Origin of the sequence: Microbulbifer elongatus, from assembly GCF_021165935.1 — a bacterium.
In the GTDB taxonomy this organism is placed as follows: domain Bacteria; phylum Pseudomonadota; class Gammaproteobacteria; order Pseudomonadales; family Cellvibrionaceae; genus Microbulbifer; species Microbulbifer elongatus.
The window spans coordinates 152,888-169,389 of sequence record NZ_CP088953.1 but is presented as its reverse complement, the minus strand read 5'-3'; the positions used below and the strand labels follow the sequence as shown (position 1 = coordinate 169,389).

At 56.8% G+C, this 16,502-nt stretch carries 19 protein-coding genes; 13 read left to right on the top strand and 6 right to left on the bottom strand.

The window, feature by feature from the left end:
- Window positions 1–90: 90 nt before the first annotated feature.
- From LRR79_RS00790 to LRR79_RS00775, 4 genes are all read right to left on the bottom strand, one after another.
- A complete protein-coding gene (locus LRR79_RS00790; protein WP_231758545.1) occupies window positions 91–813 on the bottom strand; it encodes a spermidine synthase in 723 nt (240 codons plus the stop codon).
- 183 nt (window positions 814–996) lie between these two features.
- Window positions 997–1,410 carry a cupin domain-containing protein gene (locus LRR79_RS00785; protein ID WP_231758544.1) on the bottom strand — a complete coding sequence of 138 codons (414 nt, stop codon included), beginning with the start codon at window positions 1,408–1,410 and terminating at the stop codon, window positions 997–999.
- Between the two features lie 32 nt (window positions 1,411–1,442).
- A complete protein-coding gene (locus LRR79_RS00780; protein ID WP_231758543.1) occupies window positions 1,443–1,844 on the bottom strand; it encodes a DUF1294 domain-containing protein in 402 nt (133 codons plus the stop codon).
- A gap of 2 nt (window positions 1,845–1,846) precedes the next feature.
- Entirely contained in the window at window positions 1,847–2,215 is a 369-nt protein-coding gene (locus tag LRR79_RS00775; protein WP_231758542.1) for a PH domain-containing protein, read from the bottom strand.
- A 242-nt stretch (window positions 2,216–2,457) separates the two neighbouring features.
- Between LRR79_RS00775 and LRR79_RS00770 the strand changes: the two genes are divergently transcribed.
- The 8 genes from LRR79_RS00770 (at window position 2,458) to LRR79_RS00735 (ending at window position 10,526) form a co-directional block, all read left to right on the top strand.
- Complete coding sequence (locus tag LRR79_RS00770) at window positions 2,458–2,754, top strand: superinfection immunity protein (protein WP_231758541.1); 297 nt, start codon at window positions 2,458–2,460, stop codon at window positions 2,752–2,754.
- 11 nt (window positions 2,755–2,765) lie between these two features.
- Complete coding sequence (locus LRR79_RS00765; RefSeq protein WP_231758540.1) at window positions 2,766–3,920, top strand: HlyD family secretion protein; 1,155 nt, start codon at window positions 2,766–2,768, stop codon at window positions 3,918–3,920.
- 35 nt (window positions 3,921–3,955) lie between these two features.
- Entirely contained in the window at window positions 3,956–5,311 is a 1,356-nt protein-coding gene (locus LRR79_RS00760) for an efflux transporter outer membrane subunit (protein WP_231758539.1), read from the top strand.
- 61 nt (window positions 5,312–5,372) lie between these two features.
- Window positions 5,373–5,822: an ion channel gene (locus LRR79_RS00755; protein ID WP_231758538.1), complete on the top strand. Its 450-nt coding sequence runs from the start codon at window positions 5,373–5,375 to the stop codon at window positions 5,820–5,822.
- Window positions 5,823–5,865: 43 nt separating this feature from the next.
- Window positions 5,866–7,239: a TolC family protein gene (locus tag LRR79_RS00750; protein WP_231758537.1), complete on the top strand. Its 1,374-nt coding sequence runs from the start codon at window positions 5,866–5,868 to the stop codon at window positions 7,237–7,239.
- A complete protein-coding gene (locus LRR79_RS00745) occupies window positions 7,229–8,215 on the top strand; it encodes an HlyD family secretion protein (protein ID WP_231758536.1) in 987 nt (328 codons plus the stop codon). Before LRR79_RS00750 ends, LRR79_RS00745 begins: the two co-directional genes overlap by 11 nt.
- A complete protein-coding gene (locus tag LRR79_RS00740; protein WP_231758535.1) occupies window positions 8,212–9,351 on the top strand; it encodes an ABC transporter permease in 1,140 nt (379 codons plus the stop codon). Before LRR79_RS00745 ends, LRR79_RS00740 begins: the two co-directional genes overlap by 4 nt.
- Window positions 9,348–10,526, top strand: a complete 1,179-nt coding sequence (locus tag LRR79_RS00735; protein WP_231758534.1) for an ABC transporter permease — start codon at window positions 9,348–9,350, stop codon at window positions 10,524–10,526. Before LRR79_RS00740 ends, LRR79_RS00735 begins: the two co-directional genes overlap by 4 nt.
- Here LRR79_RS00735 and LRR79_RS00730 read toward each other — a convergent pair.
- Entirely contained in the window at window positions 10,499–11,806 is a 1,308-nt protein-coding gene (locus tag LRR79_RS00730; RefSeq protein WP_231758533.1) for a glutamate decarboxylase, read from the bottom strand. The genes LRR79_RS00735 and LRR79_RS00730 overlap by 28 nt on opposite strands.
- A 144-nt stretch (window positions 11,807–11,950) precedes the next feature.
- Window positions 11,951–12,916: a linear amide C-N hydrolase gene (locus LRR79_RS00725; protein WP_231758532.1), complete on the bottom strand. Its 966-nt coding sequence runs from the start codon at window positions 12,914–12,916 to the stop codon at window positions 11,951–11,953.
- 219 nt (window positions 12,917–13,135) lie between these two features.
- Here LRR79_RS00725 and LRR79_RS00720 point away from each other — a divergent pair, with 219 nt between their 5' ends.
- The 5 genes from LRR79_RS00720 (at window position 13,136) to LRR79_RS00700 (ending at window position 16,479) form a co-directional block, all read left to right on the top strand.
- Window positions 13,136–14,377: an RNA polymerase sigma factor gene (locus LRR79_RS00720; RefSeq protein WP_231758531.1), complete on the top strand. Its 1,242-nt coding sequence runs from the start codon at window positions 13,136–13,138 to the stop codon at window positions 14,375–14,377.
- Between the two features lie 109 nt (window positions 14,378–14,486).
- Window positions 14,487–14,870: a YciI family protein gene (locus LRR79_RS00715; RefSeq protein WP_231758530.1), complete on the top strand. Its 384-nt coding sequence runs from the start codon at window positions 14,487–14,489 to the stop codon at window positions 14,868–14,870.
- Between the two features lie 36 nt (window positions 14,871–14,906).
- Entirely contained in the window at window positions 14,907–15,350 is a 444-nt protein-coding gene (locus LRR79_RS00710) for an SRPBCC family protein (protein ID WP_043319519.1), read from the top strand.
- 26 nt (window positions 15,351–15,376) lie between these two features.
- A complete protein-coding gene (locus tag LRR79_RS00705) occupies window positions 15,377–15,727 on the top strand; it encodes a YciI family protein (protein WP_231758529.1) in 351 nt (116 codons plus the stop codon).
- A gap of 116 nt (window positions 15,728–15,843) precedes the next feature.
- Entirely contained in the window at window positions 15,844–16,479 is a 636-nt protein-coding gene (locus tag LRR79_RS00700) for a glutathione S-transferase family protein (protein ID WP_231758528.1), read from the top strand.
- Window positions 16,480–16,502: the final 23 nt, after the last annotated feature.

Here is a 16,502-nt window from a genome sequence, read left to right as displayed (position 1 = left end):
GTGTCTCTGCTTGGCGGGGCCGGCGGCCGCGCCGGGAATTGCCGCGCATGGTACCAGCAATGCCCGATCGCGGTATCGAATAATCCCAGCTTAGTCTTTTACGCAAACATACACCGAGTTGGTGGACTCCCCACTGAGAAACGGGTTGTAGAAAGAGACCACATGGGTATCCACCGTTTCAAATACCGTTTTCAGCAGGGCGACGAAATCGTCTTCCGGCAAATTTTGTGACCACATGGCGAAGACCCCCTTGGGTTTCAGCTGTTCTGCCATCAAAGAAAGGTTTCTAGTGGTATAGAAGCCGGCGTTGTCCGCATTCAGATATTCCGTTGGCGAGTGATCGATATCCAGGAGAATGGCATCAAACTTACGCCCGGCGCACTTTGGGTCAAATCCTGTCGCCGGGTCGGTAGCCAGATCGAAGAAGCTGCCGTGCACATAGCGATTGCGCTTATCCGCATTGAGTACTTTTCCCAGTGGAACCTTTTCATCCCTGTGCCAGCCAATCACCGTGCCCAGGGCATCCACAACAAGCAGCTCGGCAACCCGAGCATCCTGCAGTGCTGCCACCGCGGTATACCCCAGTCCCAGTCCGCCAACCACCACGTCAAGCGCATCGCCCTGGGTTTGCGCCAGGCCAAGCGTCGACAGTGCTTCCTCCGCTTCTACAAACATACTCGACATCAAAAACTCATCGCCGAGCTTCACTTCGTAGATGTCGCGGTCACCCAGCGCCGGAATGCGCCGCCGGCGTAGAGAGATTTCGCCCAGCGCTGAGGGCTGGCTATCGATTTCTTCAAATAGGAGTGACACGGTGTACTTGTCCTGGCCGGAAAAATTCAGTTTTTATGAGGCGTAAAAAATGGAAGCTGTTTCGGTGAGTTCTCCGCGAAAGCTGGCCAATTTCATGTAGGGTTCGAGATTTGAAAGGAAGTGGGTATCCCTACAGGCGGATAATAGCAGGTTCGCCAAGTAGTCATCGCAATGCGCTTGATCCTACTTCCTGTAAACAATAAAGATCGCAAGGTCCTCGGTGCCTGTTTGTCGCAGACCGTGGGAGCTGCCCGGCCGTGTCAGAATTGCGGAACCCGGGCCCACCTCAGACTTTTCTCCATTCATGGTCAGCTCGCCGGTACCACTGATCACATAGTAGATCTCATCTTTGTGCTGCTCATGATAGCCGATCGCTGCCCCCGGGTGGAGAATGCGCTTTTTAAATACGAGATCCATGCTGGGCACGCCAGCAAAGAAAGAATACCCCGTAGTCTCTCCGCCACCTTTATGCGGGCCGGCCTGTTGAGCGGCCACTTGCGAGTCATGTTCAATGACGAAGCCCGGACTCTGATCTTTCGTCTCGGTTGATGCTTGTGCTGTGGCGATGAGGGCCAGGCATATAAATATGGATTTCATTGCGTCTCGTTTTGGGTGTCCGGGGTTTTGTATCAGGAAAAATTACCGTAGGTTTCCAGTAATCTATGGAGGAAGTCAGCGCCGTCTTCCGTGTGTAGCCATATGAGAGCTCCCAGGTTGGCAAGTACCGTTAGCCAGAAAATGAATCGAAAAGGCTGCTTTCGTGTTTTATGTCGAAAGCGCTGCTGGGCGAGCAGTGCGCCCGGCCAGCCACCGAGTAAAGACAGTAAGTGCAGACTGCTTTCCTTGGTTCTCCAGCCGCCACGGCGAGCGGCGGATTTATCAAAATAGTAAACGAGATAAGCTATCAAGCTCATAATGATATAAAAAATAAGAACCGCCAGCGGTAATAGACCAAATGCTGCAGATACTGAAAGCAACCCGAAGAATATTATCGAGATAATCGCCGATTTGCGCTGGGATGAGAGCGTCACTGTTACAGCGCATATCGCGCAATATAATGCGCAATATCCATTAGGCGGCACTTGCCGCTGAATTCGAATCGGACTTTTCCTAGCTCGGAGAAATACAGTTCCAGTTCGCTGTCGATGTCCAGTGTGCCGGTGGTTTCCACGGAGTAGGCGATGATGTTTTTATAGGGCAGGGAGGTGAAATCCTTTTTGCTACCGGTAATGCCCTGTACATTGACCGCAATAATGCGTTTGCTGGTAAATACCACGCCATCGCGCATGGACTTGAAGGAGTCAAGTACTTCCTCGCCATCAATCAGGAGTGGCGTTACTTTCTCTGCAAACCCCGCGTTTTGCTTGAGCTTGAACAGGCTTTTATTTTCAAAATCGATCATGGGCAGCTTCGCTGAATTCTCCGGATAAACAGGTGGGATGTCCGATAGACTGCGACAATACTGCACCAAAATCAACAACCCTGATTGGCGATATCGCCAGGCTTCAGCTATATGACTTTCTTGCCAATGAGAAATAATCAACAGTAATCGGCTCTGCTCAAGGATGCGCTCAGATGGGGTTCAAGCTGACACATTGGGATTATCTGACCTTCCTCGTGATCGTATGTGCAGGAATAGCGATCATGGCAATCCTGATCTGGATTGCCGGGCTTCCGGGGAAGATTGCCATCTCGCGTAAACATCCCGATGCGGAAGCGGTAAAGATTATGGGGTATGCCGGGTTTCTTGCGGTGGTGCCCTGGATCAACGCGTTTATCTGGGCATTCAAACCCACGGACACCATCGATATCCGCAACTTCCCCGAAGATGAAGCACGCGAAATCGAAGAGAAAATAGCCCGCCTGCGTGGCGAAGACGATAAGCCCGCGCCAATAAACGGGCAGAACAAACAAGCGCCTGATAGCGATGCAACCAGTTAGGGAACCAGGCCATGCTGTTCGGATTTGTTCTCCTGTTTGTGTATGTGATTGCCGTCTGGCTCACTTTTTTCAAGTTCAAATGGATGAAGTTCAACATCGTCTGGGGCCTGGTTTCGGTCTCTGTCGGGCTGCATCTGCTACTTATATTCATGATCGGGCTGCGATTCGTGACCCCGTACTCCACCAATGCCCGCCTCGTACAGCACACCATCCAGCTGACCCCACGTCTCAATGAACCCACTCTGGTGACAGACGTATTGGTGCAGCCCAATGTTCCGGTAAAGAAAGGGCAGCCCCTCTTTCAGTTTGACCGGCGCCCCTATGAACTCAAGGTAAAAGAGCTGCAGGCGGAACTGGCGAAGGCAACACAGAATGTCGAGGTGTTAGCCGCGGATGTACAGGTAGCGCGACAGCAGGTGGTCCGGCTTCAGAGTGAGTTGGTGTACGCGCGTTACGAGCGGGAACTGTCGCAAAAGCTTGCCGGTCGCGGAGCCGGGCCAGAGGAAGATGTACAAAAATGGACAGCTAAGGTCGCCGCCAATGAGGCTTCGGTACGGGAGGCCCAGGCCCAAGTGGCGCGCGCCGAACTTGAATACCACTCGGAAATCAACGGGGTAAACACCACCGTCGCCAGTATTCAGGCCAAACTGGATCTGGCCAGGTTTTATCTCGACAACACCCTGATGGTGGCGCCGGAAGATGGTTACCTGATCAATCTGCAGGTGCGCCCGGGTATGGTAGCAGGGGCACTGCGGGTAGGAGCCATCGCCACGTTTATCTGTGACTCAGACCGCTATCTGCTGGCCAATTATTTTCAGGAAAACCTCAAGCACGTAAAGGAAGGGCAGGAAGTCGAGGTGGCGCTCGATCTCTATCCGGGACAGATATTTACCGGCAAGGTAGAGGCGATCTGGCGCGGCAGTGGCAGCGGGCAGATGCTACCGAGCGGTCGCCTGCCGCATTTTGTCTATAAGCCTGCGGAACTGCCGCAGGGACAGTTTGCGGTTGCTATCCGAATCGACGATAAAGATCAGTCCAAATTTCCTATTGGTACTCAGGGGCGCGCCGCTATCTACACCGATCCCTCTAGCGGTTTTGTGGTGCTGCGCAAAATTGGTATTCGCGCCTATTCCTGGTCCAACTGGCTTTATCCCTTCGCCGGATGAACTGTCGTAACTGGATCTTTCCCGCGGCCGTTGTCGTGACCATCGCAGGGTGTGCGCTGAAGCCGCTTCCCGCACCCAAGGAAGTACTCGACGAGGCGTTACCACCGCAGACAGGCATTCCTGAGCAGTGGGTGGCCGCCACCAATTCGGCGCCGGTTCACAGTGGCTGGCTGCAATCGTTCAACGACCCGACACTGGTCGCGTTGGTCAATGAGGCTCTGGCGAACAACCGAGACCTGCTAGCGGCCGCAGAGGCGGTTGCCATAGCTCGGGAGACGATAGCCGTGGTAGGTGCGCAGCTGTTGCCCCAGATTGGTGGTCAGCTGGGCGGCAAGCGTACCTATGACTTTGGCGGTCGCGATGACGTCAAGCACTCGTTCACCCACACACTGATCGCGCTTGGCCTGAACTGGGAGCTGGAAGTGTGGGGCAGACTGCGCGCGGAGCGTGCGGCGGCAGCAATCGATTACGAAGTGGCGGCACTGGACTACGCCTACGCACGCCAGTCCCTGGCCGCCACCGTGGCATTGAACTGGTATCTGGTGAGTGAGGCGCAACAGTTACTTTCTCTGGCAGAACACGCCGTGGGAATTTACACACGTCTTTACGACCTGGCGGACTTTCGCTACCAGAGCGGAAAAACCTCTCAACTGGATGTGGCGGACAGCCGCGCGCGGGTGGAGTCGGCCCAGGCTACTCTCCAGTCCACGCGTATCGCGTTTGGGCGTGCGGTGCGCAGTCTGGAAGTCTTGCTGGGGCGATACCCGGCGGCGGAACTTGCCGCCGCCAGCCACTACCCCGCGGTTCCACCGGTGGTGGCCGCAGATACGCCCATCGCGCTGGTCAGCCGTCGGCCGGATATTCTTGCCGCCGAATACGCTGTACTCGCCGCCTTTCGCCGGCAGGAGGTCGCACGCCTTGCTCTGCGCCCAAGCTTTTCCCTTTCATTGACCGCAGAGCGTCTGGGGGATCATCTGCTGGAGCAGTTACACCTGAGCCAGGATCGCGCCTCTGCACAATTGGGTTCGATCATCCCAATCTATGAGGGCGGTGCCCTGTGCGCCTATGTACGCATCACTACGGCGCAGCAGGCACAGGCGGTGGCCAATTACGGCAGCAGTCTGCTGAGTGCCTTTCGCGAAGTGGAAAATGCGCTGGAAAGTGAACGGCTGCTGGAGCAGCGACTCGGCTTTGCGCGGTCGTCATTAGCGGACAGAGATCGCGCAGTGGAAATTGCGATTGATCAGTATCAGGCAGGGAAGCGGGATCTGCTGTGGGTGGAAATTCTTCAAACCGAACAACTGGTGGCACAGGCGGAAGTGATCAAGCTGGAAAACCAGCGTCTGGCGAATCGGATTCAGTTGCACCTCGCTCTGGGCGGGGACTTCTAATGCAGGATCAGAAGATGTCGGCAGGACTAGGGGATATCGCGTTCATCAGTGGGTGTTTCTATTGGATATAAGAATTGAAGTGCATCATTGGCGCCGAACATTTTTTCTCGCCATGTTGTTGGCGGCAGCGGTATTTCTATTTCACGCCATGGTCTTACTGGAGGCGACACGGCTATTGAACGATGTCCACAGTTGGCTAGCCGCCCGACACGGCCCACAGAATGCAGGAAGAATCCTGATTCCTATGTGTTTCATCATCCTGTTTATTACACATGTTCTCGAGTCACTGGCCTGGGCGATTTTCATCTGGCGTAGAAAATTGATTGATACCCTGGGGGAGTCTCTCTATTACACCACTACATCCATCACCGCCCTGGGCTACGGCGACGTTGTGCAGCCACCGCCCTGGCGAATGCTGGGTCCGTTGGTGGCAATCAATGGTGTATTGATGTTTGGTTGTTCCACCGCGTTTCTTTTTCTTGTTTTGCAAAAAGTATGGATGCATTTGTAACCATGAGTCTTGCTGAATCCGAATATCTAGCCGGGTGAGCAGAGTGAGCAGGGTATTTCAGGTTTTACTATTGCTGCTGCCGCTTGCGAATAGCAGCGCGGCTTCGGCAACAGAGCCCCTGACGTTCGCAGAAGCGATGCAGTACCTGCAGCAGAATCCACTGCTGGAGGCCGGTCGCGCACAGCTGGCGGGTGCGCAGGCAAAAAGTAGTGCCGCCCGTGCATTGGCATTGCCCCAGTTGGGGGTTATATCCACGTACGGGAATTTCTCTGACGCGGTAGAAGTGGATCTCGGTTTTCTCAATCAGGTACTGGACTCGATTGATCCTGCCATACCGGAAATTCCCAACCCGATTCTGCAACCTCGCGACTTTGCTTTCACCATGGCAACGCTGACCTGGCCGGTATTCACTGGCGGGCGTACCAGCGCGTTGCGTCAAGCCAGCGCCATCGGGATTGAGGTGGCCAGTGCGGGGCAGGATGTCACGGAAAATACCCTGATGTTGGATCTCACCGCGCGTTATTTTGGTGTTTCTGTCAGTGAACGCGCGCTGCAGGTGCAGTCTGCGGTAGTGGGAAGCCTGCGTACACACCTGCAACATGCCCGCGCACTGGAAGATGAGGGGCAAATCGCCGCCGCAGACCGGATGCGCGCGGAAGTCGCCCTTGCCCAGGCCGAAGTGCTGGAGCAGGAGCGCAGGCACGCTCTGGAAAATACCCGTGCCGGGTTAAGCAGCCTGTTGGGACTGGAGAATAGGGCGGTCAGTGTGGCATCGGCGCCGCCCAGTCAACTGCCGTCGCCACAGGGCTTACCGCAGTTGCTCGCGGATGCGCAGCGCGCCAACCCCTTGATCCGGCAGTTGAATGCCACAGCACGACAGGCGGAACAGGTGGTTAGTGTAGCGCGCTCGGAATACTGGCCGGATGTGACCATCATCGGTGGGTTCGAATTACACAGCTATCAGCTGCCGGAATTGATTCCGGACTGGACGGTAACTGCCAATCTGACTTTCAAGATCTTCGACGGTGGTGCGCGCAGGGCGGGAGTATCACTGGCTCAGGAAGAGTGGCGGGCGACACGGGCCCTGGCGAAGGAAGCAGAAGACCGCGTGCAGCTGAATGTGGAAACACGCTATTCCGCGCTTCTGGATGCTCAGAGCCGCGCGCAGGTGACCCGTAAAACCGAACGGCTGGCAGCGGAAAGCCTGCGGATGCAGCGCGCCGCCTTTGCCGCAGGTGAAGGGCGCTCCATCGATGTGGTTGATGCGGAAAATGCCTTGGCCGGAGCGCGCCTGCAACGGCTTGCGGCGGACTATGACAGCCTAATAGCCTGGACCAGCCTGATGCTGGCAAGCGGTCATGAAACGACAGTACTGGACGTACTTGCCCGACCGGGAGCGGTGCCCAATGTTAAATAAAGGTATCTACTTTCCCGTGTCAATTGCCCTTGGTATCGCCATCTTTACCGCGGGCTGCCGGCAGGAGAGTTATTTCGAGGGGCGTGTGGAAATGCGCGAACTCAACATTGCTACCAAATATCCGGGAAGGCTAGCCCGATTGAATACCGAGGAGGGCCAGAAGGTGCGCAAGGGCGAACTGCTGGCGGAGATTCACGATCCGGAAGCACAGGCGCGTCTGGTGCAGGCCGATGCGATGGTGAAGGGCGCGTCCGCACAGCAATCGAAAGCCAATGAGGGCGCACGCCCGGAAGAGGTGGAGTCCGCGCACGCTGCCATGGAGGCCACCCTTGCGCAGGCGAAGCTGGCCAGGGTTACCGCAGGGCGGATGCAGCGTCTGTTTGATCAGGGTGTGGTGCCGCGCCAGCGACTCGATGAGGCGATTGCCGCGCAAAGCTCTACCTGGTCTGTGTATCAGGCATCGAAAGCCAATTACCAGCTGGTGGCCTCGGGGTTGCGCCCACAGGACAAGACAACCGCGGCTGCAGTGACCCGGGAAGCCGAAGGCGGACGGCAACTGGTGGAAACCGCCCTTGCCGAGCAACAGGTTGTGGCGCTGGCGGACGGTGAGATCACTGCAATCAACTTTCGCGAAGGAGAAATTGTCGCTGCGGGAATTCCCATCGCCACGCTGGCAAAAACCGACACGCCCTGGATCGCCTTTAACGTGCGTGAAGATCTGCTGAAGGGTCTCAAGGTTGGCGACCGACTGACTGCGTCAATACCTGCCTTGGGGGAGCGGGGGGAATCGATTGCACTGCGTGTGTACCAGATTTCTGTGCTGGGTGACTTTGCCACCTGGACCTCGACTCGCGCATTGGGCAGCTTTGATCTGCGTACTTTCGAGGTGCGCGCACGGCCGCAGTCAGCCATTGCCGGGCTGCGCTCTGGCATGACCGTACTGGTTGCGAAGAGCGAACTGCGGTCGCAGCCATGAATGAATTTTCTGCAGCCATCCATCGCGAGCTGCAACGCTGGCGCGGCGAGAAAACCACCCACTGGTTAATACTGTGGCTTCCAATCATCGCGTGTATCCTGCTGCTGAGTATTTTCAGTAAGCGCACCATTACCGATTTGCCGGTAACCGTTGTTGACCCGGACAATTCAGCGTTAACGCGCCAGATCCGGGCCGACCTGGATGCGGCCCCCGCGATCCGGGTTGCGAAGACTACAACCTCCATGGAAGCCGCCAAGGCGCAGATGGAGCGGGGAAAAATTTACGGGATCGTTGCCTTTCCCAGTGGATTCAGCCGGGATATGGTACGCGGACAGCAGCCCACGGTTGCACTGCTGCTCAACGAGCAGTCCCTGGCCACCGCGGAAGCCATAAGCAGTGATGTGCAGACGGTGCTGCTCACCGAGATGGGCGTGCAATCGGTGACCCAGCGCATAGCAATGGGCGTGCCGATGCTGGAGGCAGAATCCCAGGCCCAGGCTCTGCGCACCCAGGCTCACCCCCTGTTCAATCCCGGGCTCGATTACGCCGCGTATCTCGGTGTCGCTCTGGTTGCAGCGAGCCTGCATTGCTTTGTGATTCTGCACGGTGCCCGTTGTATCGCCAGCGACAATTCCAAGTGGCTTTACGCCAAGAGCTGGAGCCGACTTTGGGGAAAACTGGCAATCGCATTTGCGTGGTGGCTGTTCATCGGCATTGTGTTACTGCAGTTGTGTTTTACCTGGTTGGACTTGCCTCCCATGTCGGAGCCCCTGTGGTTTGTTATCGGATGGGCGGCATTGGTAGTGGCTTACCTGGGGCTGGGGTCCGCGTTGGCCATGGCGTTCCCTTCCCATGTAGCCTACTCCTGTGTGAGTGTTCTGGCGGGGCCCGCGGTGGCATTTTCTGGGGTTACGTTTCCGCAGGGCGCCATGCCTGTGGCGGCGCGTCTATTCGGGGAGGCCCTGCCGGTAACCTGGTTTCTGCACCTGCAGACCCAGTTGGTTACCGAGCGGGTAACTATTCAATATGCGTTGCCGCAGGTGTATCACCTGTTTGGCTTTGCAGCAGTTTTTACCGCCTTTTCCCTCGGCGTTTTTCTGTGGCGTTCCCGCAGAAGCAACCGGGAGGCAGAATGAAAGCCCTGTTTGCCGGTGCCCGCTACGAAATTCGCGCATTGCTGTTGGCGCCGGCCACCCTGCTGATTCTCGGTGGCGCGGCACTGTTTTACAGCGCGATTTATCCCGGTCCCTATTCGCCCCAGGCTTATCGCGATATGCCGATCTATGCGCTGGATATGGATAACAGCGCGCTGTCGCGCCAGTTACTTGCACACATTGATGCCGCCGACCTGTTGCATATTGTCGATCGGTCCGCCGACCCGCTGGCTGCGAGGCGCGCACTGGAGGCATCGGAAGTGCTGGGGATTGTCGAGATCCCCGCCGGGTTACAGCGGGATCTGGTGCGAGGAGAATCACCGGTAGTCGGGCTGTTGGCCAATGCCGGCTACCTGCTCGCCTATAGCCAGCTGGCCGATGCTGCTACGGACGCGGTACTTGAAGCCGGGGGAGAGCTGGGCGCGGTCGCGTTTGCGGCAACTTCTGGAAAACCGGCATTGGCGGCGGTTACCCAGGCACCATTTCAGTTAAAGGTTGTGGAACTGTTCAACCCTGGCGGTGGCTACGCCAGCTTTGTGGTGCCCGCCGTGGCCATGGTGATTTTACAGCAGACCATGCTGATTGGGCTGGGCTTACTGTGCGATGCGCGGCGTCAGTTGAAAACGCCAATGCCGTCCACTTGGGGTTCGGCCATCGCATGGACCCTGGGGCGAAATCTCCCCTGGGTAGGAATCTACCTTCTGCAGTTCCTGGTCATTCGCTGGATCATTTTTCCGGTCTACCATTTACCCGCGGTAGGGCAGGCGGTGGAGCTGCTTCCGTTTCTAGCGCTGTTTCTGCTGTCCGTTTCGCTGCTCGGACTGCTGGTGGCCGAACTGTTCCAGAGTGCGGAGGATGTCATTCCGTTTTTGCTGTTTACCTCACTACCCATCGTTTTCCTCTCGGGCTTTTCCTGGCCGCTGGAAAGCGTCCCGGCACCATTGCGGGCGCTGTCCTACCTAATTCCCAGCTCCGCAGGAGTACAGGGATTTGTGCGACTCAACCAGTTGGGTGTCGGATTTGAGTCAGTGGTTGTTCCACTGATTACCCTGGCCGCGCAGTGCATATTGTACGGCGGCATACTGTTTCTGCTTACACGCAGGCGCGAGCGCCTGCAAAGTCTGTCCACTCAGTCGGGGCTTTTTCGTCCGGAGTGACTGCTGGTCGGACGCGGTTCCGAGGGCGTCGCCGGATGAGTAGAGAAATAGTCGATGGCCCGGCGAATATCCTGCGCCAGCAGTGCGGCCATATCCCGGCTCACCCCGTGGCGGATCATGATGCGCTGGATTACCGTATCTTTGCGGTTGGACGGCAGAGGGTAGGAAGCGATCTGCCAGCCGCGCATACGCAGACGATCGGAAAGATCGTAGAGGTCGAACCCCCATTTACCCGGCTTGAGGGAATAGCCGATGGCCGGTAAACCACCTCTTCCGTCGTAGAAAAGATCGAATGGGCCCATATCGGCCACCTGTTCACCGAGCCATACCGCGGTGTCCATACAGGCCTGCTGAACCTCCCTGTAACCTTCTATGCCCAGGCGTACGAAATTGTAGTACTGGGCAACAACCTCACCACCGGGGCGGCTGAAGTTCAGGGCGAAGGTAGGCATGTCGCCGCCGAGGTAGTCCACATGAAAAATGAGCTCTTCCGGAAGCTCTGCGGCGTCGCGCCAGATGACCCAGCCGACCCCCAATGGTGCCAGACCGAATTTGTGCCCAGAGGTATTAATGGATTTGACCCGCTGTATGCGGAAATCCCATTTCAGGTCTGGCTGGACGAATGGTGCTATAAACCCTCCGCTGGCTGCATCCACATGGATGGGAATAACCAGCCCGGTTTCTTTTTCAATGGCATCAAGGACGCGGGCGATTTCTTCCACCGGCTCGTAGACACACGTAAACGTGACACCCAGCGTGGCGACTACGCCGATCGTGTTCTCATCCACATAATCTCGGATTTTTTCCGGGTTAAGGCACACCTCATTTCCGTCCAGCGGAACCTCGCGAATTTCCACATCGAAATAGCGAGCGAATTTATGCCAGCAAACCTGTACCGGGCCGCAGATCAGGTTCGGCTTATCGGTATTTTTCCCTTCCTGCTTCCGTCGCTTGCGCCACTGCCACTTTAATGCGAGACCACCCAGCATTGCGGCTTCGGATGAGCCCGTTGTCGAGCAGCCAGTGGAATCATCTTTGTCCTGCGCATTCCATAAATCCGCGAGCATATGTACACAGCGGGATTCGATCTCCGCAGTCTGCGGGTACTCATCCTTGTCGATCATGTTTTTATCGAAACAATCCGCCATCAGCCGCTGTACTTCATCCTCAGCCCAGGTGGTGCAGAAGGTTGCCAGATTCTGTCGCGAGTTGCCGTCCAGATAGAGCTCATCGCGCACCAGCTGATAACCGGTTCGCGCCGGCATGCTGTGCTTCGGCATTTTGTATCGGGGCACACTGTGATGTTCAGCATTCGCGCTGAAAATATCTTCACCGATATAACCGGTTTGATGTTTACGTTTGCTCTTCCGGTGTAATGCCATTGCGGAATACCTTCGTGTAAAAAGCAGGATGGGAGAAACAGGTCACGCGGACAAGAATTTGAATGCGGGGGTTTCCACAAACCGTTCGGTCACATCACCCACCAGGCCGTCCTGACTCAGGTCGAGTTTACGGCTCTTAGTTAAGTCCATTTTGTTCAATTGCACCCATACGATGTCGGGACTGAAAGAGGACTCGAAGGCGTAAACCCCGCGCTGCAAGTCGATCAGTGTGCGCCAGATCGTCATGGAAATATTCGGACGCGCCGGGTCTGGAACACCAAATGGTTGCGCAGCATTGCGCATTACGCTCAACAGCGCCGCGTAGGCCCGTTTGGGAGTGTCGGCTGGCGGCAACTTGGAGAGGTAATAGCTCGCCCGCACAAACCGGTCTGCGGCTTCGGTGGTTCCCGGCAAGGGTAGCTCACCACCAAAACCCTGATACTGTTTGATGTGCTCCAGCTGTTGCGCAAAGGGAGGGGAATTCGTCATCACGGTGAAGGTGCGATTGTGATGGATCTGGGTCTCACCATCGATGATTTCGATAACCGCAGAGTCACCGCTTGCGTCGCTGAGTGCCAGGTGCACGGTGGACCAGCGTCCGGATACCGGGTCGCCCTGGGGGCGAACCTGGATGGGGTGTTTGCGGGTGTACTCGACACAGGCCGCGACACTGTCAAACTGGTCCAGATAAAACTGCGCCCAGAGTGACACCGACAAACCGGCCTGGGATGTATTGCGCTCGCCGTAGTCCGATTCCGCTAGCCACAGAATATGCGCAGCGAGCCCTTTTTCGTTCAATCCATCGGCGGAGGCCAGGTCATAGGCGGTGGCTACAAGGCTGGCGTAGGTCGAGGTCCACTTGAGTGGATTGCTGTCGTTCTCAATACCGGTTCGTTCGGCGCCGGCAGGTAGTACCCATAGGTTGGTACCCAGGCTCTGTGCCCAGTCCATATTGCGCCCGGCAATGGGCCCTTGCCCACTTTCCAGCCAGAGAGTTCTTGTACACATAGTGTCTACTCAAACGGTTTCAAAGAGTTCACAGGGGACGGCGGTGAGAGAACAGGTATAGAGTGAAGATTGCGATTTAGCAGAACATTTTCAGACAGGAGTCGAACTTTCATCCCGCGGAAGTCTAGTGAGAGAACTTTTCGGTCAGTAGACCGCCGGGACTGATATGCTTTGTGCACAATAATTCACTCGCAGAATGAAAAGGTGACGAGCGTACCAATGGCGGACAGTTTTAGCGCGCGCATTCAGGAAATCTACCATCAGGAGTCCCGGCGGGTTCTCGCCACCCTGATACGGTTGCTGGGCAGCTTTGAACTGGCGGAAGAGGCACTGCACGATGCCTTTGCCGCAGCGATAAATCAGTGGCCTGGGGAAGGTGTGCCGGATAACCCCCGTGCCTGGTTGGTCTCCACCGGTCGCTTCAAGGCCATCGATCAGTTGCGCCGCAAGGCGCGCTTCGATGTGTCCTTTGAGGAAGTCGCCGATCGGCTGGAAGCGGAACTGGCCTGTGAAGATGAGGCACCGCAGGAGATTGAAGACGATCGCCTGCGGCTGATTTTTACCTGTTGTCACCCCGGTCTCGCGCCGGAAGCGCAACTGGCGCTGACCCTGCGCGAGGTGTGCGGTCTTACCACCGAGGAGATCGCCAGTGCTTTCCTCACCTCAACCCCAACCCTTGCCCAGCGCATCGTGCGCGCCAAAGCGAAAATCCGCGATGCCAATATTCCCTATGCGGTTCCGGAAGGCCAGGAGCTGCAGGAGCGACTCGCCAGTGTGCTGCATGCGATTTACCTGATTTTTAATGAGGGCTATTCGGCTTCAGCGGGCGAAAGACTGATCCGTCAGGACCTGTGTGGCGAGGCCATCCGTCTGGCGCGTCTTTTGTGTCAGCTGCTGCCGGAGCCGGAAGCCCGGGGGCTGCTGGCGTTGCTACTGCTCCAGGATGCCCGTCGCCGCGCGCGGGTATCGGCGGAGGGTGATCTGGTCCTGCTGGAAGATCAGGACCGGAGCCTGTGGAATCGGGAGCGGATCCAAGAGGGAAGCAATCTGGTATTACAGGCGCTCGCCAGCCGCCGATTCGGTCCCTATACCCTGCAGGCCGCCATTGCCGCAGTGCACTCGGAGGCGGATAACATGGAAGCAACCGACTGGCATCAGATTGTCGGCCTCTACGACGCCCTTCTTGTGCGGAGTCCCTCGCCGGTGATTGAGCTCAATCGGGCGGTTGCGGTGGCAATGCGCGATGGGCCACAACCGGGACTGGAATTGATTGACAAGCTGCTCGCGGGCGGCGCCCTCAGTGACTATCACCTGGCCTACGCGGCGCGTGCCGACCTGCTCCGCCGCCTGGGTCAGACTGAACAGGCACGCTCGGCCTACCGGCGGGCGCTGGCGCTGTCCAGACAGGGGCCTGAGCAGCGTTTCCTGGCACGTCGCCTGGCCGAAATCGACACCGAATAGGGTGCCGGAAAAATAAATCAAAAAAATTTCTAATCCCTGTCGAATTCCCTCTCTCCCATTCGACTACCCCATGAAACAGCCTCAATTGCTGTCACCTAAGGAGATCAAGATGAAGTACCTGGCACTGGTTTACTACGACGAAAACCTGATGGCGCAGAAAACTCAGCAGGAGTGGGATGCACTGAATCAGGAATGTATAGCCTGTGTAGAAGGGCTTAGTGAGAGTGGTCATTTCATCACCGGCAGCCCGCTGATGCCCACCAGCGCAGCCACCACCGTGCGTGTGCGGGACAAGCGCGTCACCGTGACCGATGGCCCGTTTGCCGAAACCAAGGAGCAGCTCGCGGGCTTTTATATGCTGGAAGCCCGGGATCTCAATGAAGCCATTGCCCTGGCCGGCAAGATACCGCCGGCCCGCTACGGCTCCATCGAGGTCCGCCCCGCGCGGGAGCTGGTGTCAGAAGGCAACCAGGCGGGCGGAGACGCCGGTTGAGGCACTGAATCAACAGAAAATGCAGGGAGTAATCACATGCCTGGCACGGTAAAGCTGCATCGCGTACTGCGTGCACCCGCGGAGCGCGTCTATCGCGCATTTATCAACCCCCACGCCATGGCGAAATGGTCGCCGCCCGATGGCTTCTATGGCGTCTACGACGATCTGGAGGCCAGAGTAGGCGGTACCTACAAGGCTAAGTTCGTCAATTTCACGACTGGCGAGGAGCACGCCTTTGGTGGGGAGTATGTCGAGCTGGTAGAAAATGAACGTATCCGTTACACCGATCGCTTTGACGACCCCAATATGCCGGGTGAAATGTCCATGACGGTCACCTTGACGCCCGTATCCTGTGGAACAGAGCTGACACTCCTACAGGAAGGCATACCGGATGTAATTCCGGTGGAAATGTGTCACCTCGGGTGGCAGGAATCACTGGCCGCATTGGCGCGTCTTGTCGAACCGGAAATCAATCAGTAATCAGTCTGTAAAGAAAAGGAATCGTCATGAAACACTATCTCGCCATGTATCTGGGCGCCCCCAAATCCATGAAAGGTTGGGAGCATCTTTCAGAACAACAGCGCGAACAGCGCATGCAGGAAGGTATGGCCGCCTGGGGAGGCTGGATGGAAAAGCACAGCGACATTCTTGTTGCTGCCGGCGGCCCGCTGGGGAAAACCAAGCGGATCGGTCCCGAGGGTATCAGCGACACCAGTAACGACATGACCGGATACGTGATTATCGAGGCCGAGACGCACGACGAGGCGGCGAAGCTGTTTGAAAACCACCCGCACTTCAGCATTTTCCCCGGCGATTGTGTGGAAGTCATGGAGTGTATGCCGATGCCCACTCCCTAGGTGTCGTTGTGAATACCATCCGTGAATGTGTGGGAATATAAAAGGGCCGTGTCAGTCTGCCCTTTCCATTCCATTCAGACCTGAGAGCGACATCGCGAAGAACTAAGGGACTTAGAATGATCAAGTTGTATGGAACACCGCCAACCCGCGTTACGCGGGTGCTGTGGATACTGAATGAACTGGGTGTCGAGTATGAAATCCACCCGGTAGACCTGTTGAAAGGAGAGGGGCAAAGCGAGGCGTTTCTGCAACTCAACCCGGCAGGTAAGGTGCCGGTATTGGTGGATGGTGATCTTGTCTTGACGGAATCTGCCGCGATCCAGCTTTACCTTGCCGAAAAGTATCCTCAAGCCGGGCTGATTCCCGAGGGGTTGGAAGACCGGGCACAGATGTATCGCTGGATATTTTTTCTGATGACCGAGATCGAGCAGCCCCTGTGGCGAATCAGCCGCAATACATTTCTTTACCCAGAACACAAGCGGCTCCCGCAGGATATCGAACAGGCTCAGTTGGAGTGTAAAGCGATGCTGGCCGTGCTTGAGCAGCATATGAAAAATCGTGCATTCATGGCCGGGGATCGACTCAGTGTGGCTGACTTCAACGCCGCCTACACCCTGGACTGGGCGCGGGAAGAAATGCTGCTGGACGATTCCCCCAGACTGACCGAGTACCTGCAGGAAATGTACGCCAGACCGGCCGCGCCGATGACGATCGCTCAGGGCTTTGCAGAGATGGGAGGGTTTGCGGAGTGAGCCACAGAGATTCTGTATCGCGG

Bases quoted from the DNA above. Each gene is read 5' to 3' on its own strand.
- LRR79_RS00705 (WP_231758529.1), top strand. From the start codon at position 15,377: ATGAAACACTATCTCGCCATGTATCTGGGCGCCCCCAAATCCATGAAA.
- LRR79_RS00700 (WP_231758528.1), top strand. From the start codon at position 15,844: ATGATCAAGTTGTATGGAACACCGCCAACCCGCGTTACGCGGGTGCTG.
- LRR79_RS00745 (WP_231758536.1), top strand. From the start codon at position 7,229: ATGTTAAATAAAGGTATCTACTTTCCCGTGTCAATTGCCCTTGGTATC.
- LRR79_RS00775 (WP_231758542.1), bottom strand. From the start codon at position 2,215: ATGATCGATTTTGAAAATAAAAGCCTGTTCAAGCTCAAGCAAAACGCG.
- LRR79_RS00765 (WP_231758540.1), top strand. From the start codon at position 2,766: ATGCTGTTCGGATTTGTTCTCCTGTTTGTGTATGTGATTGCCGTCTGG.
- LRR79_RS00740 (WP_231758535.1), top strand. From the start codon at position 8,212: ATGAATGAATTTTCTGCAGCCATCCATCGCGAGCTGCAACGCTGGCGC.
- LRR79_RS00735 (WP_231758534.1), top strand. From the start codon at position 9,348: ATGAAAGCCCTGTTTGCCGGTGCCCGCTACGAAATTCGCGCATTGCTG.
- LRR79_RS00720 (WP_231758531.1), top strand. From the start codon at position 13,136: ATGGCGGACAGTTTTAGCGCGCGCATTCAGGAAATCTACCATCAGGAG.
- LRR79_RS00715 (WP_231758530.1), top strand. From the start codon at position 14,487: ATGAAGTACCTGGCACTGGTTTACTACGACGAAAACCTGATGGCGCAG.
- LRR79_RS00725 (WP_231758532.1), bottom strand. From the start codon at position 12,916: ATGTGTACAAGAACTCTCTGGCTGGAAAGTGGGCAAGGGCCCATTGCC.
- LRR79_RS00710 (WP_043319519.1), top strand. From the start codon at position 14,907: ATGCCTGGCACGGTAAAGCTGCATCGCGTACTGCGTGCACCCGCGGAG.
- LRR79_RS00730 (WP_231758533.1), bottom strand. From the start codon at position 11,806: ATGCCGAAGCACAGCATGCCGGCGCGAACCGGTTATCAGCTGGTGCGC.
- LRR79_RS00770 (WP_231758541.1), top strand. From the start codon at position 2,458: ATGGCAATCCTGATCTGGATTGCCGGGCTTCCGGGGAAGATTGCCATC.
- LRR79_RS00785 (WP_231758544.1), bottom strand. From the start codon at position 1,410: ATGAAATCCATATTTATATGCCTGGCCCTCATCGCCACAGCACAAGCA.